Here is a 22,384-nt window from a genome sequence, read left to right as displayed (position 1 = left end):
AGGGTCGACCGCCGTTCAGGCGCTGTGGAGCATAGGAGACTCGAACTCCTGACATCTGCCTTGCAAAGGCAGCGCTCTACCAACTGAGCTAATGCCCCTCGACGGCACGGCGCGTGCCAACGGGCACTAGCGTACCGGGTTCCGGCGTGTTTCCGAGAGCCGTCCCCCTGGGGGAACCGGCCGGTCCGATCGAGTGAGCGGGCCGACCGGTTCGGGAGGCGCCGGTCAGCGCCTCCGAAGACCGTCGATCGTCAGATCGTCCGGGGCTCAGCGACCGGCCGGAACCGGGTCGGTGGCCTCGGTCCACAGGTCCTGCTCGGCGCGGTCCGCCTGGACCTGACGGTAGACAAAGAAGCCGCCGAGGGCGACCAGGGCGACCAGGAGGAGCTTCTTCACCGCGGGACCTCGTCCTTCTAGCGTTGGCGGACTCAGGAGCCGGTGCTCCGGCCGGACCGACCGGGCCGACGAGTCCAGATGTGTTTCGAGCGCGAACGGGCTGTCGGGTGCCGGACTGCCCTTGCGGCCGATGATACACACCGGTGTCCCAATCGTGACCAGCCACCGGCACCGTCAACCCGGCGGTCCGGTCCGAGGATTGACGCCGCACCTCATGTCGTACGGATCGTCCGCACCCGGTCCGCCCGGGAAGCCCTCGTCAGGGGCGGTCCGCCGGGGAACGTCGAAGGGCCCGGAGTGGATCACTCCGGGCCCTTCGGGGCGGTGGGCCTAACAGGACTTGAACCTGTGGCCTCTTCCTTATCAGGGAAGCGCTCTAACCGTCTGAGCTATAGGCCCTCGCTGCACACAGAGCGTACCGGAAGCCGCCCGATCTGCGAAAACGTCGAAGGGCCCGGAGTGGATCACTCCGGGCCCTTCGCGGTGGTGGGCCTAACAGGACTTGAACCTGTGGCCTCTTCCTTATCAGGGAAGCGCTCTAACCGTCTGAGCTATAGGCCCTTGCCGCACTGAAAGATTAGCGGACCGACCGCCGATCCCCCAAATCCGTTCCGACCGGGGTCGCGGCAGTGACCTCGGCGGCCGGGCGCACCAGCCATTCCTCACGGGTCGGCGGCAGGCCCGAGCCGCCCTCCTCGGTGCTGCGGACGGCGAGGATCTGGTTCACCCCGATCCGGTTCTGCTCGAAGGCCAACGCGGAGGCCGCCATGTACAGCCGCCAGACCCGGGCGCGGCCGAGGCCGACCAGCCGGACCGCCTCCGTCCAGTGCGCCTCCAGGTTGGCCACCCACTCGCGCAGGGTCAGCGCGTAGTGCTCGCGCAGCGCCTCGACGTCCCGGACCTCGAAGCCGGCCTCCTCCAGCCGGGCCACGGTGGAACCGACCGGGGAGAGCTCGCCGTCCGGAAAGACGTAGCGGTCGATGAAGGGGCTGGTGCGGTGCGGTTCGCCGGGGTGGTCGGGGCGCCGGGCGATCTGGTGGTTGAGCAACCGGCCGCCGGGCGCCAGCAGCCGGAACAGGCCGTCGGCGTACACCCGGTACTGCTCCGCGCCGACGTGCTCGGCCATCCCGACGCTGGAGATCGCGTCGAAGGGGCCGTCGGTGATCTCCCGGTAGTCCTGGAGCCGGACCTCCACCCGGTCGGCCAGGCCGGCCTCCTCGATCCGGGCGCGGGCCAGCGCGACCTGCTCGGTGGAGATCGAGACGCCGACCGCGGTGACCCCGTAGTGCTCGGCCGCGTGCAGCAGCAGCGAGCCCCAGCCGCAGCCGACGTCCAGCAGCCGCATCCCGGGCCGCAGGCCGAGCTTGCGGCAGATCAGGTCGAGCTTGGCCTCCTGGGCGGCCTCCAGGCTCTTCGCCTCGGGCGTCCAGTAGGCGCACGAGTAGACCATCGAGGAGCCCAGCACGAGGCCGTAGAAGTCGTTCCCGACGTCGTAGTGGTGGCTGATGGCGGCGCGGTCCCGGCCGCGGCTGTGCAGCCGCCCCTGGGCCCGGCGGACCTCCTCCGGGGGCGGGGTGGGCTCCGGGCCGACCGCCCCGGCCCGGAGGGCCGCGGCGACCGCCCGGCGGCCCGCGGCGCCGAGGACGTCGCGCGGCCCGAGGGCCATGGTGCGGATCTCGGGGAGTTCGGCGAAGCGGGCGACCTCGGAGAGCGTCTCGTAGAGGTCGGTGCCGGGGGCGAGGTCGAGGTCCCCCGAGACGTAGGCCCGGGCCAGGCCCAGCTCGCCCGGCTGCCACATCAGCCGGCGTAGCGCCCTGCGGTTGCGCAGCACCAGGGTGGGTGCTCCGGGCGGCCCGGCGACACTGCCGTCCCAGGCCTGCACCCGCAAGGGGATCGGGATGCCCAACAGCCCGTCCAGGGCCTCGACCAGTTGATCTGCGAGCTTCGCCACCGCGCGCCTCCGTCCAGCCTTCCTGCGGAAACCCTCCTGACCCGGTCGACCGACCGGGGCGGCCTGCGGCACTCCCACGGGTGGGAACGGGCGGCGTCCAGCTAATCCCACCGCGGCCGGCCCGTTTCCGGGCGGCACGCCGCGGGAGCCGGCTGTCACCCGAAATGCCGACGGGCCCCGCAGGCTGCAACAGCCTGCGGGGCCCGTACATTCCGTCCGCGGACGGTGAATTGACCAGGGGTCAGGATCCGGCCGGATCAGTCCTCTTCGGCCAGGGTGAGCTCGACGCCGCCGGTGAATCCGGCCGCCGCGTTGTAGATGAAGGCCGACAGCGTGGAGAGCGCGGTCAGCAGCACCACGTCGACCACCGCGATCAGCGTGGTGAACATCATGACCTTGCCGAAGCCGATGTAGTCCATCAGGTTCAGCTGGCTGCTGGCGTTGTCCGCGCCGCCGCCGGTGACGTCCTTGAGGGTCTTGGTCAGCGAGTCGAAGACGCCGAGCGAGTCCAGGGTCATCCACAGCACGGCCGAGGCCACGATGATGATGATGCCGACGGCCAGCGACAGCAGGAAGCTGACCTTCATCACCGACCACGGGTCGACCTTGGTCACCCGCAGCCGGGCCTTGCGGGTCCGGCCGAGGCCGCCCCCGACGGTCGCCGGGGCGGCGGCGGGGCGACGCGCCGCACCGGGCACCGGGGTGCCTCCGGGCGGGGTGTTGCCGCCGGTCCGGGTGCCCCGGGCCGGGGTCGGCTGCCCCTTGGTGTACGTCGTCGGCTGCGAGAAGCCGCTCTGTCCGGCCTGGCCCGCTCCGCCGACCGGCGGCATCAGCGAGGTGGACGCGGCCGAGTGCTCGGTCGGCGGCTGCCCCGGAACGCCGTACGACCCCCCGCCCTGCGCGCCCGGACGGCCGCCGGCGGGTCCTCCCGCAGCACCCGTGGCTCCACTCACCTGGTCCTCCCGCACTTCCCACCAGGGCGGCGCCCTGATCCGTCACTCGTCATCCAGCGCCCGGCGGGATTGCCCGGAACTGGTCGGCGTCCGGTGACGCCGCGTCCACTCTTCTGGACGCGGCGGCACCGGTCTGCGGTTCGGTTCAGACCTCGGCGTCGCCGCCGACCGCCGTCCCCGCACCTTCGGTCGTCTCGGTGGACTCGGTGCCGGCGACCTCGTCCTCCGCCGTCTCCTCGTCCTCGGCCTCCGCGTTGCGGGCCATGCCCACCACCGCGTCGCGCTTTCCGAGGTTGATCAGTTGGACGCCCATGGTGTCACGTCCGGTTTCACGAACCTCGGAAACCCTCGTGCGGATCACACCGCCCGAGAGGGTGATCGCCATGATCTCGTCGGTGTCGTCGACCACCAGTGCGCCGACCAGCGAGCCCCGGCCCTCGACGATCTTCGCCGCCTTGGTGCCGTAGCCGCCGCGTCCCTGGACACGGTACTCGTCCACACCGGTCCGCTTGGCGTAGCCGCCGTCCGTGGCGGTGAAGACGTACGTCCCCGGGCGGACGACGTTCATCGAGAGCAGCTCGTCGTCCTCGCGGAAGGCCATGCCCTTGACGCCGGAGGTGGCGCGGCCGGTGGGCCGCAGGGCGTCGTCGGTCGCGGTGAAGCGGATCGACTGGGCCTTCTTGGAGACCAGCAGCAGGTCGTCCTCGGAGGAGACCAGCTCGGCGCCGATCAGCTCGTCGTCCCGGCCCTCGTCGTCCTGGCGCAGGTTGATCGCGATCAGGCCGCCGGAGCGCGGGGAGTCGTAGTCCTTGAGCGGGGACTTCTTCACCAGGCCGGCCCGGGTGGCCAGGACCAGGTACGGCTTGTCCTCGTAGGTGCGGACGGCCATCACCTGGGCGATGTGCTCCCCCGGCTGGAAGGCCAGCAGGTTGGCCACGTGCTGGCCGCGGGCGTCGCGGCCGGCGTCCGGCAGCTCGTAGCCCTTGGCGCGGTAGACCCGGCCCTTGTTGGTGAAGAACAGGATCCAGTTGTGGGTCGTCGTCACGAAGAAGTGGTCGACGATGTCGTCCTGCTTGAGCTGGGCACCGCGCACGCCCTTGCCGCCGCGCTTCTGCGAGCGGTAGAGGTCGGAGCGGGTCCGCTTGACGTAGCCGCCACGGGTGATCGTGACGACGATGTCCTCCTCGGCGATGAGGTCCTCGATGGAGAGGTCGCCGTCCGAGGGGATCAGGGTCGAGCGGCGCTCGTCGCCGTACTTCTCGACGATCGCGCCGAGCTCCTCGGAGATGATCTCGCGCTGGCGGGTCGGCGAGGCCAGGATGGCGTTGTACTCGTCGATCTTGCGCTGCAGCTCGTCGTGCTCGTCCATGATCCGCTGGCGCTCCAGGGCGGCCAGCCGGCGCAGCTGCATCTCCAGGATCGCGTTGGCCTGGAGCTCGTCGATGTCCAGCAGGCCCATCAGGCCGGTGCGGGCGGCGTCGGCGCTGGCCGAGGCCCGGATCAGCGCGATGACCTCGTCGATCAGGTCCAGGGCCTTGAGCAGCGCGCGCAGGATGTGGGCGCGCTCCTCGGCCTTGCGCAGGCGGAACCTGGTGCGCCGGACGATGACCTCGACCTGGTGGTTGACCCAGTGCCGGATGAAGGCGTCGAGCGACAGCGTGCGCGGCACGCCGTCGACCAGGGCCAGCATGTTGGCGCCGAAGTTGGTCTGCAGCTCGGTGTGCTTGTACAGGTTGTTGAGCACGACCTTGGCGACCGCGTCGCGCTTGAGCACGACCACCAGGCGCTGGCCGGTGCGGGACGAGGACTCGTCGCGGACGTCGGCGATGCCGGCGATCTTGCCGTCCTTGACCAGGTCGGCGATCTTGAGGGCGAGGTTGTCCGGGTTGACCTGGAACGGCAGCTCGGTGATCACCAGGCACTGGCGGCCCTGGATCTCCTCGACCTCGACCACGGCGCGCATGGTGACCGAGCCGCGGCCGGTGCGGTAGTAGTCGTCGATCCCGCGGCGGCCGACGATCAGCGCGCCGGTCGGGAAGTCGGGGCCCTTGATCCGCTCGATCAGGGCCTCCAGCAGCTCCTCGGAGGAGGCCTCGGGGTTCTCCAGGTACCAGAGCGCGCCGGAGGCGACCTCGCGGAGGTTGTGCGGCGGGATGTTGGTGGCCATGCCGACCGCGATGCCGGTGGAGCCGTTGACCAGCAGGTTGGGGATGCGCGCGGGCAGGACGGTCGGCTCCTGGGAGCGGCCGTCGTAGTTGGCCGCGAAGTCGACGGTCTCCTCGTCGATGTCGCGCATCATCTCCATGGCCAGCGGCATCATCTTGCACTCGGTGTAGCGCATGGCCGCGGCCGGGTCGTTGCCCGGGGAGCCGAAGTTGCCGTTGCCGTCCACCAGCGGCATCCGCATCGACCACGGCTGGGCCAGGCGGACCACGGTGTCGTAGATCGAGGTGTCACCGTGCGGGTGGTAGTTGCCCATCACGTCGCCGACGACGCGGGCGCACTTGTAGTAGCCCTTCTCGGGCCGGTACCCGCCGTCGTACATCGCGTAGAGCACGCGGCGGTGCACCGGCTTGAGGCCGTCGCGGACCTCGGGGAGCGCCCGGCTGACGATCACGCTCATCGCGTAGTCGAGGTACGAGCGCTGCATCTCGGTCTCGAGCTCGACCGGCTCGATCCGCATGGTCACCTGGGTGGCGGCCTCGGCTGCGGGGGTCTCGGGAGTCTCGGGCTGGTCGCCTTCGGGACGGTTGTCGTCGACCACTGGTGGTCAGTTTCCTTTCACGCGGACTGGTACGTGCGGGGCCTGGTTCGCAGGCGTCACACGTCCAGGAAGCGGACGTCCTTGGCGTTGCGCTGGATGAAGGAGCGGCGCGCCTCGACGTCCTCGCCCATCAGCACGGAGAACAGCTCGTCGGCACGGGCGGCGTCCTCCAGGGTGACCTGGAGCAGCAGGCGGTGCTCGGCGTCCATGGTGGTGACCCGGAGCTCCTCGGCGTTCATCTCGCCGAGACCCTTGAAGCGCTGGATCGCGTCGTCCTTGGGCAGTCGGCGGCCGGCCTCGACGCCCGCCGCGATCACGGCGTCGCGCTCGCGGTCGGAGTAGGCGTACTCGAAGTCGTCCTTGCCCCACTTGATCTTGTACAGCGGGGGCATGGCGAGGTAGACGTACCCGGACTCCACCAGCGGCCGCATGAAGCGGAACAGCAGGGTGAGCAGCAGGGTGCGGATGTGCTGTCCGTCGACGTCGGCGTCGGCCATCAGGACGATCTTGTGGTACCGCAGCTTGGACTCGTCGTAGTCCTCCTGGATGCCGCAGCCGAAGGCCGAGATCAGTGCCTGGACCTCGGTGTTCTGCAGCACCTTGTCGATCCGGGCCTTCTCGACGTTCAGGATCTTGCCGCGGATCGGCAGGATGGCCTGGGTGCGCGGGTCGCGGCCCTGCTTGGCCGAGCCGCCGGCGGAGTCACCCTCGACGATGAAGATCTCGCACTCGGAGGGGTCCTTGGACTGGCAGTCCGAGAGCTTGCCCGGCAGCGAGGCGGACTCCAGCAGGCCCTTGCGGCGGGTCAGGTCGCGGGCCTTGCGGGCGGCGACGCGCGCGGTGGCGGCCTGGATGGACTTGCGGATGATGTCCGAAGCCTCGGTGGGGTTGCGGTCCAGCCAGTCGTTGAGCTGCTCGTGGACGACCTTCTGGACGAAGGTCTTCGCCTCGGTGTTGCCGAGCTTGTCCTTGGTCTGGCCCTCGAACTGCGGCTCGCCGAGCTTGACCGAGATGATCGCGGTCAGGCCCTCGCGGATGTCCTCGCCGGAGAGGTTGTCGTCCTTCTCGCGGAGCAGCTTCTTGTCCCGCGCGTAGCGGTTGACCAGGCCGGTCAGCGCGGCGCGGAAGCCCTCCTCGTGGGTGCCGCCGCCGTGGGTGTGGATGGTGTTGGCGAAGCTGTAGACCCCCTCGGTGTAGGAGGAGTTCCACTGCATCGCGATCTCCACCGAGATCGCCTTGTCCTTGTCCTCCGCCTCGAAGTCGATCACCGAGGGGTGGATGACCTCGCCCTTGCGGGAGTTGAGGTGGGCGACGAAGTCGGCGATGCCGCCGTCGTACTTGTACGTGACGGAGAGCGGCTTGCCCTCCTCGTCCACGTGCTCGGGGCGCTCGTCGGTCAGCGAGATCGACAGGCCCTTGTTGAGGAAGGCCATCTCCTGGAAGCGCCGCGACAGCGTCTCGAAGGAGTAGACGGTGGTCTCGAAGATGTCCGGGTCGGCCCAGAAGGTCACCGTGGTGCCGGTGCGGTCGGTCTCGGCACCCTTGACCAGGGGGGCGGTCGGCGCGCCCATCTTGTAGTCCTGGGTCCAGATGTGGCCGTCCTTGTGGATCTCCACCGAGAGCCGGGTGGACAGCGCGTTCACCACCGAGACGCCGACGCCGTGCAGACCGCCGGAGACGGCGTAGCCGCCGCCGCCGAACTTGCCGCCCGCGTGCAGGACGGTGAGCACGACCTCGACGGCCGGCTTGTCCTGGCCGGGGACGATGTCCACCGGGATGCCTCGGCCGTTGTCGACGCAGCGGATGGCGCCGTCGGGCATGATCGTGACGTCGATGGTGTCGGCGTACCCCGCCATCGCCTCGTCGACGGAGTTGTCCACGACCTCCTGCACCAGGTGGTGCAGGCCACGCTCACCGGTGGAACCGATGTACATGCCGGGGCGCTTGCGGACGGCGTCGAGGCCTTCCAGCACCTGGATGTTGCTACCGGTGTAGGAAGCCTGGTCGTTCTGGTCTGGGGTCTGGCTGGGGTTGCCGGAATCGGCCACGAAGCGCCCTCTCTGGCACAGCGCGGGCCGCATTCCAGCCCCGTGCGGGCGGGCGTGCGACCACGGCGTTTCGACTCGGTTGCCACTAGCAACAGTGTTTGGCTCTCAGTCTACCGGTACGACTGACATAGATGGGCGTTTGGCAGCCCTTGAAGGCAGATATGCCGCCCTGAATCCCCTCTGGACGTGTCCCGATACTCGACCGGGGGGCCGGAGGCGCCTGGAAGGGCCGTCAGGGGTTCCGGAAGATCGTGGTCCGATCCCGGCCGGGGGTGATCCCCGCCGGCCGGGCTCAGCCCCAGGTGTCGCCCGGGCCCTTGCTCCCCGGCGCGCGCAGCCGGCCGTAGCCGCGGGCCGGCGCGGCCGGGCCGAGCACCTTGATGGTGCGGACCGTGCCATGGCCCAGTTCGTGGTTCAGACGGGCCACCAACTGGCGTGCCAGCCAGCGCAGTTGGGTCGCCCACGCGGTGGAGTCGCACTGCACGGTGAGCACCGCGGCGGCCTCGTCGTAGGAAGAGGGGTGGCAGTGCGCGGCGATGTCCGGGCCGACGATCTGCGGCCAACGGCCCATCACCCCGCCGACCGCGGCGGAGGACTCCCAGCCGCGCTCGGTCAGCAGCCGGTTCAGTGCCGCCCCCAGCGGCACCGGGTCGCGGCCGTCCGAGCGGGCGCCGCTGCGCAGCCCGTGCCGCTTCGCCTCGCGCTTCTGCTGGACCTGCTCACCGCGCTGGCGGGCCTGCGCCCGGGCCGCCCTCAGCGCGGAGCGGGCGAGGTCGGCACCGGTGGGCCCGGCGGCGCCGGGGCCGGGGGAGGTCTCCGCCGAATCGCTCACGGCGATCTCCTTTCCCCAGCCTGTGGACAACCCGATGAGCCGTCCAGCCTACGGGAGCGCACGCACGCCGGACGTCGGCACCCACCGCGGTGCGGGTGCCGACGGCAAAGCTTCGGTACGGGGCAGGTCAGGTCGCGACGGATCCGGTCGGACCGGGTCGTTACGGCTCGGGTCGTTACGGCTCGGGGGCTCAGGCGTCGACCCGGCGCACGGCGCCGTCGGAGACCGCGAAACGGGCGCCGGCCAGCGCCTTCGGCACGTCCTCGGCCACCGCCGCGGTCACCAGCACCTGCTCGCCGTCGGCCACCAGCTCGGCCAGCCGGTCCCGGCGGGCGGCGTCCAGCTCGGCGAACACGTCGTCCAGGACCAGCACCGGCTCGCCGCCGTCGGCGCGCAGCAGCTCGTACGAGGCCAGCCGGAGCGCCAGCGCGAACGACCAGGACTCACCGTGGCTGGCGTAGCCCTTGGCCGGCAGCGGGCCCAGCTTGAGCACCAGCTCGTCCCGGTGCGGGCCGACCAGGGTGATCCCCCGCTCGACCTCCTGCTTGCGGACCGCCTGCAACGCCGCCAGCAGCTGCTCCTCGGCCTGCTCCCGACTGCTCGGCAGCTCGCCCTCGAAGGAGCTGCGGTACTCCAGGACGGTCTCCCCGCCACCCGGGGCCACCCGGCCGTACGCCCCCGTCACCAGTGGTTGCAGGGCGGCCACCAACTGGATCCGGAAGGCCGTCAGCTCGGCCCCGGCGCGGGCCAGGTGGCCGTCCCAGACCTCCAGGGTGGACAGGTCGGCGCCCTTGCCGCCGCCGGCCCGGCGGGCCATCGCGGCGGTCTTCAACAGGGCGTTGCGCTGCTTGAGCACCCGCTCGTAGTCCTGCCGGACCCCGGCCAGCCGGGGCGCCCGGGCGGTCAGCAGCTCGTCCAGGAAGCGCCGGCGCTCACCCGGATCGCCCTTGACCAGGCTGAGGTCCTCGGGGGCGAACAGCACGGTGCGCAACAGGCCCAGCACGTCGCGCGGGCGGACGTTGTCGGAGCGGTTGATCCGGGCCCGGTTGGCCTTGCCCGCCGTGAGCTCCAGCTCGATCAGGGTGGAGCGGCCGCGGTCCACCACCGAGGTGCGGACGACCGCCCGCTCGGCGCCCAGCCGGATCAGCGGGGCGTCCGTGGCCACCCGGTGGCTGCCCAGGGTGGCGACGTAGCCGATCGCCTCGACCAGGTTGGTCTTGCCCTGGCCGTTGGGCCCGACGAAGGCCGTCACGCCCGGGTCGAGGGGAACCTCGACCCGGGCGTACGACCGGAAGTCGGCGAGCGACAGGTGCGCGACGTGCATGGCTGTGGACTGCGCCCGCCTTCTGTGTGTGGGGCTACCCGGGGAACGGCCCCCGGGGCCCCGACCGGTTCTCGGTTACTTGGACTCGACCGCGTGGCCGCCGAACTGGTTGCGCAGCGCGGCGATCATCTTCATCTGCGGCGAGTCGTCCTGGCGCGAGGCGAAGCGGGCGAACAGCGAGGCGGTGATCGCCGGCAGCGGAACGGCGTGGTCGATCGCGGCCTCGACGGTCCAGCGGCCCTCGCCGGAGTCGGCGGCCCAGCCGCGCAGCTTGTCCAGGTGCTCGTCGCTGTCCAGGGCGCGGACGGCCAGGTCCAGCAGCCAGGAGCGGATGACCGTGCCCTCCTGCCAGCTGCGGAAGACCTCGCGCACGTCGGTGACCTCGGGGGCGGCCTCCAGCAGCTCCCAGCCCTCGGCGAAGGCCTGCATCATCGCGTACTCGATGCCGTTGTGGACCATCTTGGCGAAGTGGCCGGCGCCGACCGCGCCCGCGTGCACCGAGCCGAAGTCGCCCTCGGGCTTGAGCGCGTCGAAGACCGGCTGGACCAGGGCGACGTGCTCGGCGTCGCCGCCGTACATCAGCGCGTAGCCGTTCTCCAGGCCCCAGACGCCACCGGAGACGCCGCAGTCGACGAAGCCGATGCCCTTGGCCGCCAGCGCCTCGGCGTGCTTGATGTCGTCGGTCCAGCGGGAGTTGCCGCCGTCCACCACGACGTCGCCGGGGGAGAGCAGCTCGGCGAGCTCGTCGACGGTCGCCTGGGTCGCGGCACCGGCCGGGACCATCACCCAGACCACGCGCGGGCCCTGGAGCTTGGAGACGAGCTCCTGCAGGGTCTCGACGTCGGAGATCTCCGGGTTGCGGTCGTATCCGATGACGGTGTGGCCGGCGCGGCGGATCCGCTCGCGCATGTTGCCGCCCATCTTGCCGAGACCGATGAGGCCGAGCTCCATGACCAAATCCTTACTGTGGGGACGTGCCTGGCGGCGGCGCCGTTGCCGCATCCCCGAGCCTACGCTTCCGGGGCATCCGGACTCCGCGCGGTCGGGCCGACCGGGTCGACGGGGTCGGGACGTCCACAGGCTGTGCACAACGGGTGTGCACAGCCTGTGGGTGACCGGAGCGGCCGGGGTCGGCCGGAGCCGTCCTCAGCCGGAAGCGGTCGTCAGCCGGAGAGGCGGACCGGCATGATCAGGTACTGGTAGGCCTTGTCCTCCTCGGCGTCCACCGAGACCTTGCCGCTGAGCAGGGCCGGCTTGGTCGGGGTGGTGAAGCTCAGCTGGGCGAACGGGGAGTCGATGGCCTTGAGGCCCTCCTCCAGGTAGCCCGGGTTGAAGGCGATCGAGATGTCGTCGCCCTCCAGGTCGGCCTCGATCCGCTCGGTGGCCTGGGCGTCGTCGCCCGAGCCGGCCTCCAGGGTCAGCACGCCCTGCTCGAAGTTGAGCCGGACCGGGGTGTTGCGCTCGGCGACCAGCGAGACGCGCTTGAGCGCCTCCAGGAAGGGCTGGGTCTGGATCGCGGCGACCGCGCTGAACTCGGTCGGGAAGAGGCTGCGGAACTTGGGGAACTCGCCCTCCAGCAGCCGGGTGGTGGTGCGGCGGCCGGCGCCCTCGAAGCCGATCAGGCCCTCGCCCGCGCCGCCCGAGGAGAGCGCGATGGAGACCGTGTCACCGCTGCCCAGGGACTTGGCGATGTCCTGGAGGGTCTTGGCGGGGACCAGGGCGACCGCGGAGATGTCCGACTGCTCGGGCTTCCACAGCAGGTCGCGGACGGCGAAGCGGTAGCGGTCGGTGGCGGCCAGGGTGATCCGGTCGCCCTCGATCTCGACCCGGACGCCGGTGAGCACCGGCAGGGTGTCGTCCCGGCCGGCCGCGACGGCGGCCTGGCTGACCGCGGAGGCGAAGACGTCCCCGGAGACGGTGCCGGTGGCGGTCGGCATCTGGGGCAGCGCCGGGTACTCGTCCACCGGGAGGGTGGGGAGGGTGAAGCGGGAGCTGCCGCAGACCACGCTGACCCGCTGGCCGTCGGTGGAGATCTCCACAGGCCTGTTGGGAAGGTTGCGCGAGATGTCGTTGAGCAGGCGACCGGAGACCAGGACGGTGCCGGCCTCCTCGACGTCCGCCTCGAGCTCGACCCGGGCCGAGACCTCGTAGTCGAAGCCGGACAGCGCCAGGCTGCCCTCCTGCGCGGTCAGCAGCAGGCCGGCCAGCACCGGCACCGGCGGCCGTGCCGGGAGGCTGCGGGCAGCCCAGGCCACCGCCTCCGCGAGGACGTCACGCTCCACCCGGAACTTCACCGGTAACCGCCTCCTGGATCGAGCGCTCCCGCTCGCACTCTGGTTCGTCTGATCTTGATCGTCGGTCCGCCTGTCCGCCGAGCTCTACCACTCCGCTTCCAGTCGCAGAGGACAGTCTGACGTACTCCGCCGACAGACGGGGCAGACGGGCGGAAGCGAGGCCGAACAGATGTCGGGGCGCGGTTGTCCACAGATTTCGGGACCACCCACTTTGAAAGCAGGTTCACGGTCTAACTGTGTAGCGGTAGTAGTAGGGCCTGTGGAAACCGTGGATAACCCTGTTTCCGCAGGTCAGCGCCCGGATTTTGTCCACAGCGGGTGTGGACGGCGGCTGTGGACGGGCAGGCCGCGCTGTGGACAGCCGAGCGTTACCCACAGGGCACGCAGGGTATCCACAGGTTATCCCCAGGACTGTCCCCAGATCCGGGCCCGGTTATCCACGGGCCCCGGTCAACTTTACGTGACGCCTTTCACACCAGGGTATGAACGGCTGCCCAAGGTTGTCGAACTGTGGACCCCGTTGTGGACAACCTGGGGATAACCGCCCGCTCCCTGGGGACAACCGGTGGATAACCCGGACGGCCCACTGGTGGCCCGTCAATTGTCCACACCCTGTGGACAACGGTTGTGCACAAGTCCACAGGCACCTGACCTGCGCGGAAGAGCGTAGCGGCGCCGGGCCTGTGGACGAATTCTGGATAACTCCGGGCTCCCGGGCCTGTGGACCGCGCGGAAGGGGTCCGGCCTGTGGACAACTGCCCTGCGCGCCCCCGGTTTTCGAATCACCGGTCAGTTGTTCGGCGCGGGCTGTGGACCGGCGGGACGTCCGTCGTGCGGATACCTGCCCGGCGGCGGCCCGGTACACACCTGTGGAAACGGCGGAAGGGCGCCAGGATCGCTCCTGACGCCCTTCCGGGGCACTCCGGTGTCCGCCCCCAACTCGCGGGGGACGGCTAGCTCTTGATGCGGTTGGTCAGTTCGGTGACCTGGTTGTAGATGGAGCGCCGCTCGGCCATCAGCGAGCGGATCTTCCGGTCCGCGTGCATCACCGTGGTGTGGTCGCGGCCGCCGAACTGGGCGCCGATCTTCGGCAGTGAGAGATCGGTGAGCTCCCGGCAGAGGTACATGGCGATCTGCCGGGCCGTCACCAGCACCCGGCTGCGCGAGGAGCCGCAGAGGTCGTCCACACCGAGGCCGAAGTAGGCGGCGGTCTGCTGCATGATGACCTGCGCGGTGATCTCCGGGCCGGCGTCCTCGTCCCCGCCGGGGATCAGGTCCTTGAGGACGATCCCCGCCAACTCCAGGTCCACCGGTGCCCGGTTGAGGTTGGCGAAGGCGGTCACCCGGATCAGCGCGCCCTCCAACTCCCGGATGTTGCGGGTGATCCGGGACGCGATGAACTCCAACACGTCGGCAGGGGCGTTGAGTTGTTCCTGGATCGCCTTCTTGCGCAGGATCGCGATCCTGGTCTCCAGCTCCGGCGGGGTGACGTCGGTGATCAGGCCCCACTCGAAGCGGTTGCGCAGCCGGTCCTCCAGCGTGGTCAGCAGTTTGGGCGGCCGGTCCGAGGACAGCACGATCTGCTTGTTCGCGTTGTGGAGGGTGTTGAAGGTGTGGAAGAACTCCTCCTGGGTGGACTCCTTGCTCGCCAGGAACTGGATGTCGTCCACCAGCAGGATGTCCATGTCCCGGTAGCGGCGGCGGAAGGTGTCCGCCTTGCCGTCCCGGATCGAGTTGATGAACTCGTTGGTGAACTCCTCCGAGGACACGTAGCGCACCCGGGTGCCCGGGAAGAGGCTGCGCGAGTAGTGCCCGATGGCGTGCAGCAGGTGGGTCTTGCCCAGCCCGGACTCGCCGTAGATGAAGAGCGGGTTGTACGCCTTGGCCGGGGCCTCGGCGACGGCCACCGCCGCCGCGTGCGCGAAGCGGTTGCTGGCGCCGATGACGAAGGTGTCGAACAGGTACTTGGGGTTCAGCCGGGCGGCCGGCTCGTCCTTGCGGGAGCCGCCGGCCGGGGGAGCGCCGGGCGGGGCGGGCACCCCGGGGACGGCGGGGCGCTCGGTCGGCGGCTCCGCGCCCGACTTCTCGGCCGGGCGTCCGCCGGAGGGCCGGGAGCCGTGTCCGCGGCGCCCGGCGCCGGTGCGGGGCTGCTCGCCGGGGCCGGGGCCGTACGCGCCGCCGAAGAGGTCGCCCTGGGTCGTGGAGGGCGGACCGGGGAGGTGCCGCGGGGCGGGGCGGGCCGAGGGCTCCTCGGGCTCGTGGTACGGCGCCTGCGGCTCCTGGTAGCCGGGCCACGGCTGGGCGGGCTGGCCGCCGCCGTAGGGCGCGGGGCGCTGCTCGTAGCCGCCGGTGTCGTAGCGGGGGCGCTCGTAGTCCTGCTCGTACGGCTGCTGGTAGTTCTGGTCGCCGTAGCCGGAGTCCTCCTCGGCCGGGCCCGGGTAGGGCTCGACGGGGGCCTGGGCGGCCGGTGCGGGGGTGGTGGGCACCGCGTTGGCGTCGACCATCACGGCGATCCGGACGGGTCGGCTGAGCTCGCGGCTGAGCGCGTCGGTCAGCTGGGGCAGCAGCCGGCCCTCCAGCACCTGCTTGGCCCGCTCGTTCGGGGTCGCCAGCAGGGCGGTGTCGTGCATCATCCACATGGGCTGGGTGCGCTGCACCCACTGTTTGTCCATCTCCCCGACATCGGGGTCGCTGACCAGCCGCTCGACGACCCTCGCCCAGACCGGGACGAGGTCGCTGTTGACATCAGCCACTGGTGCACGCTTTCCAAGAACAAAACCAGACAAGTCCTGCAACGGTAGTCAGCGAACAGGGACGGATCAAGTCGTTGTCCACAGCCTGTGGGTAAACGGCCTCCGGACGGCTGGTTTGACCCTCGTGCCCCGTCCCGCGTACCGTAACCAGGTCGAGTTGTCGATGGCCGCTGCCGCATGTCCGCGGGTCCACCCGCTCCATAAGGCGCGCAGCACGGGCGCCGTGGATTGCCTCAGACCCCAGCCGAACTGGGGCGATGGGCCGGATTTCCGAATTCCAGGGAGATCACGCGGACGCACGGTGACGGCCAAGCGACTCCCCGTCATCCTACGATTCACCTCAGGAGCCCCCGAGTGAGCAAGCGCACCTTCCAGCCGAACAACCGTCGTCGCGCGAAGACCCACGGCTTCCGGCTGCGTATGCGTACCCGCGCCGGCCGCGCCATCCTGGCTGCCCGCCGTGGCAAGGGCCGCGCCAGCCTGTCCGCCTGATCCGCACCCAGAGTCTGTTGTGCTGCCCTCCGAGAATCGGCTGCGGCGGCGCCAGGACTTCGCGACCGCGGTGAAACGCGGTCGCCGGGCCGGTCGGCCCCTTCTGGTCGTCCATCTCAGCAGAGAAGGCGACCCGCAGGGGCAGACCGACCGGACCAGCGACATCCGCCCGCACGTCGCCGAGGGGACTCCTTCGGCGCGTGCGGGTTTCGTCGTGAGCAAGGCCGTTGGCCCGGCGGTCGTCCGCAACCTGGTGAAGCGCCGGTTGCGCCATCTCGTTCGTGATCGTCTGTCCAGGCTGCCCGCCGGTAGCCTGATAGTGGTGCGTGCGCTGCCCCAGGCCGCGACCGCCTCGTACCAGGAGCTGGAACGCGACCTGGACGCGGCGCTCAAGCGGTTGCTGAGGGTCGAGCCCGCCGCCACGGCGCCGACGGGAGCAGGGCGATGAAGTACCTGCTGATGGGACTGATCAGGGTCTACCAGTGGACGATCAGCCCACTGCTCGGTCCGGTCTGCCGCTACTACCCCTCGTGCTCGCACTACGGCTTCGAAGCCGTGAAGGTGCACGGGGCGGTCAAGGGCGGCGGACTGACCGTGTGGCGCATCCTCCGTTGCAATCCCTGGTCACCTGGCGGGGTGGACCACGTACCGCCCCGCAAGCACCCGGTGTGGCACCGCCGGCTGCGTGATCTGCTGAGCCCCAAGAGCGGGACCGCCGAGCCGGAGCCGGTGGCGAAGCCCGATGCCCAAGGAGTCTGACCGGTGACCTTCGGTTTTCTGAGTCCCCTCTACACAGCGGTGTCCTGGATCATCGTCCAGTTCCACTCGCTGTACAGCAACGTCTTCGACCCGGACGGTGGCTGGGCCTGGGGTCTGGCCATCGCCTCGATGGTGGTCGTCATCCGGATCTGCCTGATCCCGCTCTTCGTGAAGCAGATCAAGGCGACCCGGGCCATGCAGGCGATCCAGCCGAAGATGAAGGCCATCCAGGAGCGCTACAAGAACGACCGGCAGCGCCAGTCCGAAGAGATGATGAAGCTGTACAAGGATGCGGGTACCAACCCGTTCTCCAGCTGCCTTCCCATCATCGTTCAGGCCCCGTTCTTCACCGCCCTCTACGGCGTGCTGTCCAACGTCGCCAAGGGCCACGACATCGGCGTCATCCACGGCTCCCTGCTGGTCAGCGCCGGCAAGGCGCACATCTTCGGTGCCCCGCTGTCCGCGACCTTCCTCGGCAGCCCGGAGACCAGCGTCAAGATCGTCACCGCGGTGATGATCGTGATGATGTCGCTGTCGCAGTTCGTCACCCAGCGCCAGCTGATGACCAAGAACGTCGACCTCACGGTCAAGACGCCCTTCATGCAGCAGCAGAAGATGCTGATGTACGTCTTCCCGGTCATGTTCGCCGTGATGGGCATCAACTTCCCGGTCGGTGTCCTGGTCTACTGGCTGACCACCAACGTCTGGTCGATGGGCCAGCAGCTGGTCGTCATCCACAACAACCCGACCCCGGGCAGCCAGGCCTTCTCGGAGCGCCAGGCGCGGCTGAAGAAGGCCGGCCGACTGCGCTCGGACGGTACGGAGATCAAGGGCGCGCTCTGGGGCATGCTGCCCCCCTCCAAGGCGGCCATCGCCGAGGCGGCCTCCGCCGCCGCCGTGGTCGAGGAGTCGGTCCGGGCGAGCCGCCAGCAGCCCCGGCGCCAGAGCAAGGCCCAGCGCCAGCAGGGCGCCGGCCAGGCGGTCGAGTCGAGCGAGGACACCCAGGTCGAGCAGCCCGCCGAGGACGCCGTCCCGGCGGACTCCGCCGCCAAGACCACGGCTGCCAAGCAGACCGCGGCCAAGCCCGGCGGCACCAAGCAGGGCACCCGGCAGCAGCCCAAGCGCGGCGGCCAGCGGCCGAAGAAGAAGTCCTGACCGACTTCTGCGAAGAGCTTCGTTCCCCGCCCGCCAGCCGGGCCCATCTCCGAAGGAGTCCATCAGTGACGGAAGGCACCACCTCCGCCGTCGAGGCCGAGGACGTCGCCAGCACCGACGAGAGCGTCATCACCCGCCTGGAGCAGGAGGGCGACATCGCGGCGGACTACCTGGAGGGTCTGCTCGACATCGCGGACCTCGACGGTGACATCGACATGGACGTCGAGGGTGACCGTGCCCTGGTGTCCATCGTCAGCGACGGCAACGACCGCGCGCTGCAGCGCCTGGTCGGCCAGGACGGCGAGGTGCTGGAGGCCCTGCAGGAGCTGACCCGGTTGGCCGTCCACCGGGAGACCGGCGAGCGCAGCCGTCTCATGCTGGACATCGCCGGCTTCCGCGCCCGCAAGCGCGAGGAGCTGGCCGCCCTCGGTGCCGAGGCCGCGGAGCAGGCGAAGAGCAGCGGCGAGCAGGTCAAGCTGCGGCCGATGACGCCGTTCGAGCGCAAGGTCGTCCACGACGCGGTCGCGGCCGCCGGTCTGCGCAGCGAGTCGGAGGGCGAGGAGCCCCAGCGGTGCGTGGTCGTGCTGCCGGCCTGAGGCCGTCGGAACGATGACCGGTCACCGCGGTGACCGGTGAGTCTTGCCGAACGCGACCCCGTCCGCCTCGTGCGGGCGGGGTCGTTGTTTCCTTCTGGGATGTTTCACGTGAAACAGTGCGTTGAGCGGGTCGGTGGATCCGGAGATCGGAGAGGTCGAGATGGACACGGAGAACGCGGCCACCGGCCGTCCGGGGGCGGACGTGAACCCTGACGCGGAGGAGCGGGCCGAGCTGCCCGAGCTGGACGTGTTGGCCGAGGCGCCGGCCGCCGCCCGGGAGGTCTTCGGCGACCGCTTCGACGCCGCCGTCCGCTACACCGAGCTGCTGGCCACGGCCGGCGTCCGGCGCGGGCTGATCGGGCCCCGCGAGGTGCCCCGGCTGTGGGACCGGCACGTCCTCAACTGCGCGGTGCTGGCCGAGCTGCTGCCCGCCGGCTCCACCCTGTGCGACGTCGGCTCCGGCGCCGGTCTGCCGGGCATCCCGGTGGCGCTGGCCCGGCCGGACGTCTCGGTGACCCTGCTGGAGCCGCTGCTGCGCCGGACCACCTTCCTGGAGGAGGTCGTCCGGGAGCTGGGGCTGGAGAACGTCACGGTCCTGCGCGGCCGCGCCGAGGAGATGATCGGCAAGCTCGCGGTGGACGTGGTGACCGCCCGGGCCGTGGCGCCGCTGGACCGGCTGGCCGGCTGGGGCATGCCGCTGCTGCGTCCGCACGGGCAGATGCTGGCGCTCAAGGGGGACAGCGCCGAGCAGGAGCTGGCCGACTCGCGCGCCGGGCTGGCCAAGCTGGGCGCCGTCGAGTGGACCGTCATCTCGGTCGGCGAGGGCACCCTGGAGACCTCTACCCGGGTGGTCCAGGTCAAGGCGGGGGAGAGCCCCGGTGGCGTGAAGGCCGCGACCAAGCGGGCCAAGGCGGCCCGGGCCGGTCGTAACGCCGGCGCCAAGACCGGTGACCGCGCCCGGGGCGGGCGCCGTCGCGGCACCCGCTGAGGTCCTCGGTTCGCCACGACGGGCGGACGGCTCCCCTCGCAAGGGGGGAACCGTCCGCCCGTCGTCGTTCAGGTGACGGGTGGGCCTCCGGCGGGACACCGGAGTGTCGCAACGTCAGATTTCCGGCATAGCGGGCATGGTGTTTCACGTGAAACGTCGCTCTCTGCTCTCCGGAATCCTCAGCCGCGGCCGGGCTGCGACTGTTGCCGCTCCGGTTTCACGTGAAACACTGAGCCCCATGCAGGACTCGGAGACCATCGACCAGATCGATGACACGCCCATCGCACGGGCTGCCCAGGCTGCGGTTCAGGCGATCGGCCGGGCGGGGGAGGGGCTACCGCGGCCCGCCGCCACCCGGGTGATCGTGGTCGCCAACCAGAAGGGCGGGGTGGGCAAGACCACCACCACCGTGAACATGGCCGCCTCGCTGGCCATGCACGGACTGCGCGTCCTGGTGGTCGACCTGGACCCCCAGGGCAACGCCTCCACCGCCCTCGGCATCGACCACCACGCCGAGGTGCCGTCCATCTACGACGTCCTGGTCGAGGGCAAGCCGCTGGCCGACGTGGTCCAGCCGGTGGTGGACGTCGAGGGGCTCTTCTGCGTCCCCGCCACCATCGACCTGGCCGGCGCCGAGATCGAGCTGGTCTCGCTGGTGGCCCGGGAGAGTCGGCTGCAGCGCGCCATCGCCGCCTACGAGCAGCCGCTGGACTACATCCTGATCGACTGTCCGCCCTCGCTGGGCCTGCTGACGGTCAACGCCCTGGTGGCCGGTCAGGAGGTGCTGATCCCGATCCAGTGCGAGTACTACGCGCTGGAGGGCCTCGGCCAGCTGCTGCGCAACGTCGAGCTGGTGCGCGCGCACCTCAACCCCACGCTGCACGTCTCGACCATCCTGCTCACCATGTACGACGCCCGGACCAGGCTGGCCGCCCAGGTGGCCGAGGAGGTCCGGACCCACTTCCAGGCCGAGGTGCTGAGCACGGCGATCCCGCGCTCGGTCCGCATCTCGGAGGCGCCCAGCTACGGGCAGACGGTGCTGACCTACGACCCGGGTTCCACCGGGGCGCTCTCGTACCTGGAGGCCGCCCGCGAGCTCGCGCTGCGCGCGGTGGGCCAGGGCGGCGGTTCGTCGGTCGGTCAGCAGCGGGACGGCAGCGGTACGGGGCACGGCGCCCCGATGGCACAGCACGGTACGACGGAGGGTCATCAGTGAGTGGTCGCAGGGGTCTGGGACGAGGGCTCGGGGCGCTGATCGGCCCCGCAGCGCCGACCGACGGCGGGGCGGCACAGCCCGCTGCCGCCACGTCCGCGCCGACCTCGGTGGTGGCGACCGGCAGGACGTCACCGGCCTCGGTGCCGGTGCTGCCGGGCGGCCGCGCCACGGTGGCGGCCCGCGCGGCCGTCGGGCGCCAGGCGGAGCAGTCGACGCCGGCGCCGGTGCCCGGTGCCTCCTTCGCCGAGCTGCCGCTGGACGCGATCACCCCCAACCCGCGCCAGCCGCGCGAGGTGTTCGACGAGGACAAGCTGGTCGAGCTGGTGACCTCCATCAAGGAGGTCGGCCTGCTGCAGCCGATCGTGGTGCGCCAGGTCGCCGCCGAGCGCTACGAGCTGATCATGGGCGAGCGCCGCTGGCGGGCCTCCCGGGAGGCGGGGCTGGAGCGGATCCCGGCGATCGTCCGGGCCACCGAGGACGACAAGCTGCTGCTGGACGCCCTCCTGGAGAACCTGCACCGGGCCGAGCTGAACCCGCTGGAGGAGGCGGCCGCCTACGACCAGCTGATGCGGGACTTCTCCTGCACCCACGAGGAGCTGGCCGACCGGATCGGCCGCTCGCGTCCGCACGTCTCCAACACCCTGCGGCTGCTGCGGCTCCCGGCGGCCGTCCAGCGCCGGCTGGCGGCCGGCACGCTGACGGCCGGGCACGCCCGGGCGCTGCTGCCGCTGACGGATCCCGAGGCGCAGGAGAAGCTGGCCGCGCGGATCATCGCCGAGGGCCTCACGGTGCGCAACGTCGAGGAACTCGTCGTCCTGATGCGCTCGGAGGAGCCGAAGGGGGAGAAGCGCCAGGCCCCGAAGGCGGGCAGGATCATCTCCCCGGCGTTCAACGACCTGGCGAGCCGGCTGTCGGACCGCTTCGACACCCGGGTCAAGGTCGAGGTGTCGCAGCGCGGCGGGAAGCTGGGCAAGGGCAAGGTGGTGCTGGAGTTCGGGTCGGTCGAGGACCTGAACCGGATCCTGGACAGCATGGCCCCGGGCGAGGACGGTCTGCGGCTGTCGCAGGGCTGAGCCGGTCGGCCGGACCGGGGGCGACGACCCGATGGGTGCATGGGCCACGTGAGCGCTGTTTCACGTGAAACATGCACCCATCGGCGTTCGTGGGGGCATGCTCGACCGTGAGAGGGAGGAGGAGGTGCGGGCCATGGGACGCCGGATCGTTCCGCTGACGCTGGACAACCTCGCGGACCTGCCGACGGGCTGCCGTTCCTGCGTGTTCTGGGAGCTGGACCCGGTCAGCGCGAAGGAGGCGGTGGAGTCCGGGAAGCCGGAGCTGGAGAAGGAGGGGTGGATCTCCGCGGTGCTGCTGGAGTGGGGGTCCTGCGGTCGGATCGTCTACGTGGACGACCGGCCGGCCGGCTTCGTGCTCTACGCGCCGCCCGCCTACGTCCCCCGCTCGCAGTCCTTCCCGACTAGCCCGGTCGCGCCGGACGCCGTTCAGCTGATGGTCAGCCGGGTGCTGCCGGGCTACCAGCACCAGGGGCTGGGCCGGGTGCTGGTGCAGACCGTCGCCAAGGACCTGCTGGGGCGCGGGGTGCGGGCGATCGAGGCCTTCGGAGCGGCGGGCCGGGTGCCCACCAGCTGCGTGCTGCCGGCCGACCACCTGCTCGCGGTCGGCTTCAAGACCGTACGGCCGCACCCGCGCTACCCGAGGCTGCGGCTGGAGGCGCGCACCACGCTCTCCTGGCGCGGTGACGTGGAGGGGGCGTTGGAGCGGCTGCTCGGCGGCGCGCGGAAGGAGCCGGCCCTGCGGCCGTTCTGAGCGGGTACGACGGCGGGGGGGGGGGGGGGCGCCGGGGGG

At 70.8% G+C, this 22,384-nt stretch carries 19 protein-coding genes and 3 tRNA genes; 9 read left to right on the top strand and 13 right to left on the bottom strand.

Annotated elements, in window-relative coordinates; translation table 11 throughout:
• Window positions 1–25: 25 nt before the first annotated feature.
• The 13 genes from ACFC1T_RS24760 to dnaA form a co-directional block, all read right to left on the bottom strand.
• Window positions 26–98 (bottom strand) — tRNA-Ala (locus ACFC1T_RS24760).
• 169 nt (window positions 99–267) lie between these two features.
• Entirely contained in the window at window positions 268–396 is a 129-nt protein-coding gene (locus ACFC1T_RS24755) for a DLW-39 family protein (RefSeq protein WP_014137031.1), read from the bottom strand.
• A 325-nt stretch (window positions 397–721) separates the two neighbouring features.
• Window positions 722–795: transfer RNA gene (locus tag ACFC1T_RS24750), tRNA-Ile, on the bottom strand.
• An 85-nt stretch (window positions 796–880) separates the two neighbouring features.
• Window positions 881–957, bottom strand: a tRNA-Ile gene (locus ACFC1T_RS24745).
• A gap of 16 nt (window positions 958–973) precedes the next feature.
• Entirely contained in the window at window positions 974–2,347 is a 1,374-nt protein-coding gene (locus tag ACFC1T_RS24740; RefSeq protein WP_375891854.1) for a class I SAM-dependent methyltransferase, read from the bottom strand.
• 257 nt (window positions 2,348–2,604) lie between these two features.
• Window positions 2,605–3,300: a DUF3566 domain-containing protein gene (locus tag ACFC1T_RS24735; protein ID WP_375891852.1), complete on the bottom strand. Its 696-nt coding sequence runs from the start codon at window positions 3,298–3,300 to the stop codon at window positions 2,605–2,607.
• 145 nt (window positions 3,301–3,445) lie between these two features.
• Window positions 3,446–5,983 (bottom strand): DNA gyrase subunit A, encoded by a 2,538-nt coding sequence (gyrA, locus tag ACFC1T_RS24730; protein WP_375891972.1) that lies wholly within the window; start codon window positions 5,981–5,983, stop codon window positions 3,446–3,448.
• 137 nt (window positions 5,984–6,120) lie between these two features.
• Complete coding sequence (gene gyrB, locus ACFC1T_RS24725) at window positions 6,121–8,145, bottom strand: DNA topoisomerase (ATP-hydrolyzing) subunit B (RefSeq protein ID WP_375891851.1); 2,025 nt, start codon at window positions 8,143–8,145, stop codon at window positions 6,121–6,123.
• Window positions 8,146–8,404: 259 nt separating this feature from the next.
• A complete protein-coding gene (locus tag ACFC1T_RS24720) occupies window positions 8,405–8,944 on the bottom strand; it encodes a DUF721 domain-containing protein (RefSeq protein ID WP_375891849.1) in 540 nt (179 codons plus the stop codon).
• A 190-nt stretch (window positions 8,945–9,134) separates the two neighbouring features.
• Window positions 9,135–10,268, bottom strand: coding sequence for a DNA replication/repair protein RecF (gene recF / locus ACFC1T_RS24715; protein WP_375891847.1), 1,134 nt, complete (start codon window positions 10,266–10,268; stop codon window positions 9,135–9,137).
• 75 nt (window positions 10,269–10,343) lie between these two features.
• Window positions 10,344–11,219, bottom strand: coding sequence for a phosphogluconate dehydrogenase (NAD(+)-dependent, decarboxylating) (gnd, locus tag ACFC1T_RS24710; protein WP_375891846.1), 876 nt, complete (start codon window positions 11,217–11,219; stop codon window positions 10,344–10,346).
• A 212-nt stretch (window positions 11,220–11,431) separates the two neighbouring features.
• Entirely contained in the window at window positions 11,432–12,562 is a 1,131-nt protein-coding gene (gene dnaN / locus ACFC1T_RS24705) for a DNA polymerase III subunit beta (protein ID WP_360242831.1), read from the bottom strand.
• 953 nt (window positions 12,563–13,515) lie between these two features.
• Window positions 13,516–15,315 carry a chromosomal replication initiator protein DnaA gene (gene dnaA / locus ACFC1T_RS24700; RefSeq protein ID WP_375891844.1) on the bottom strand — a complete coding sequence of 600 codons (1,800 nt, stop codon included), beginning with the start codon at window positions 15,313–15,315 and terminating at the stop codon, window positions 13,516–13,518.
• 354 nt (window positions 15,316–15,669) lie between these two features.
• Here dnaA and rpmH point away from each other — a divergent pair, with 354 nt between their 5' ends.
• The 9 genes from rpmH (at window position 15,670) to ACFC1T_RS24655 (ending at window position 22,345) form a co-directional block, all read left to right on the top strand.
• Window positions 15,670–15,807, top strand: a complete 138-nt coding sequence (gene rpmH / locus ACFC1T_RS24695; RefSeq protein WP_030059672.1) for a 50S ribosomal protein L34 — start codon at window positions 15,670–15,672, stop codon at window positions 15,805–15,807.
• Between the two features lie 19 nt (window positions 15,808–15,826).
• Window positions 15,827–16,255, top strand: coding sequence for a ribonuclease P protein component (gene rnpA / locus ACFC1T_RS24690; RefSeq protein ID WP_375891842.1), 429 nt, complete (start codon window positions 15,827–15,829; stop codon window positions 16,253–16,255).
• The gene (yidD, locus tag ACFC1T_RS24685) at window positions 16,252–16,566 is read left to right on the top strand and encodes a membrane protein insertion efficiency factor YidD (protein ID WP_375891840.1); all 315 of its coding nucleotides are present in this window, start codon (window positions 16,252–16,254) and stop codon (window positions 16,564–16,566) included. The genes rnpA and yidD overlap by 4 nt, the downstream gene beginning before the upstream one ends.
• A 3-nt stretch (window positions 16,567–16,569) precedes the next feature.
• A complete protein-coding gene (gene yidC, locus ACFC1T_RS24680) occupies window positions 16,570–17,721 on the top strand; it encodes a membrane protein insertase YidC (RefSeq protein ID WP_375891839.1) in 1,152 nt (383 codons plus the stop codon).
• A gap of 65 nt (window positions 17,722–17,786) precedes the next feature.
• A complete protein-coding gene (locus ACFC1T_RS24675; protein WP_375891838.1) occupies window positions 17,787–18,317 on the top strand; it encodes a protein jag in 531 nt (176 codons plus the stop codon).
• A 160-nt stretch (window positions 18,318–18,477) separates the two neighbouring features.
• Window positions 18,478–19,305, top strand: coding sequence for a 16S rRNA (guanine(527)-N(7))-methyltransferase RsmG (gene rsmG, locus ACFC1T_RS24670; RefSeq protein ID WP_375891836.1), 828 nt, complete (start codon window positions 18,478–18,480; stop codon window positions 19,303–19,305).
• A gap of 238 nt (window positions 19,306–19,543) precedes the next feature.
• Entirely contained in the window at window positions 19,544–20,521 is a 978-nt protein-coding gene (locus tag ACFC1T_RS24665; protein WP_360242813.1) for a ParA family protein, read from the top strand.
• The gene (locus ACFC1T_RS24660) at window positions 20,518–21,594 is read left to right on the top strand and encodes a ParB/RepB/Spo0J family partition protein (RefSeq protein WP_375891834.1); all 1,077 of its coding nucleotides are present in this window, start codon (window positions 20,518–20,520) and stop codon (window positions 21,592–21,594) included. Before ACFC1T_RS24665 ends, ACFC1T_RS24660 begins: the two co-directional genes overlap by 4 nt.
• 133 nt (window positions 21,595–21,727) lie before the next feature.
• Window positions 21,728–22,345, top strand: a complete 618-nt coding sequence (locus ACFC1T_RS24655) for a GNAT family N-acetyltransferase (protein ID WP_375891832.1) — start codon at window positions 21,728–21,730, stop codon at window positions 22,343–22,345.
• Window positions 22,346–22,384 lie beyond the last annotated feature (39 nt).

This window comes from Kitasatospora sp. NPDC056076, assembly GCF_042266305.1.
GTDB lineage: Bacteria > Actinomycetota > Actinomycetes > Streptomycetales > Streptomycetaceae > Kitasatospora.
The sequence above is the reverse complement of the archived record's forward strand: the minus strand, read 5'-3'. Positions and strand labels throughout refer to the sequence as shown.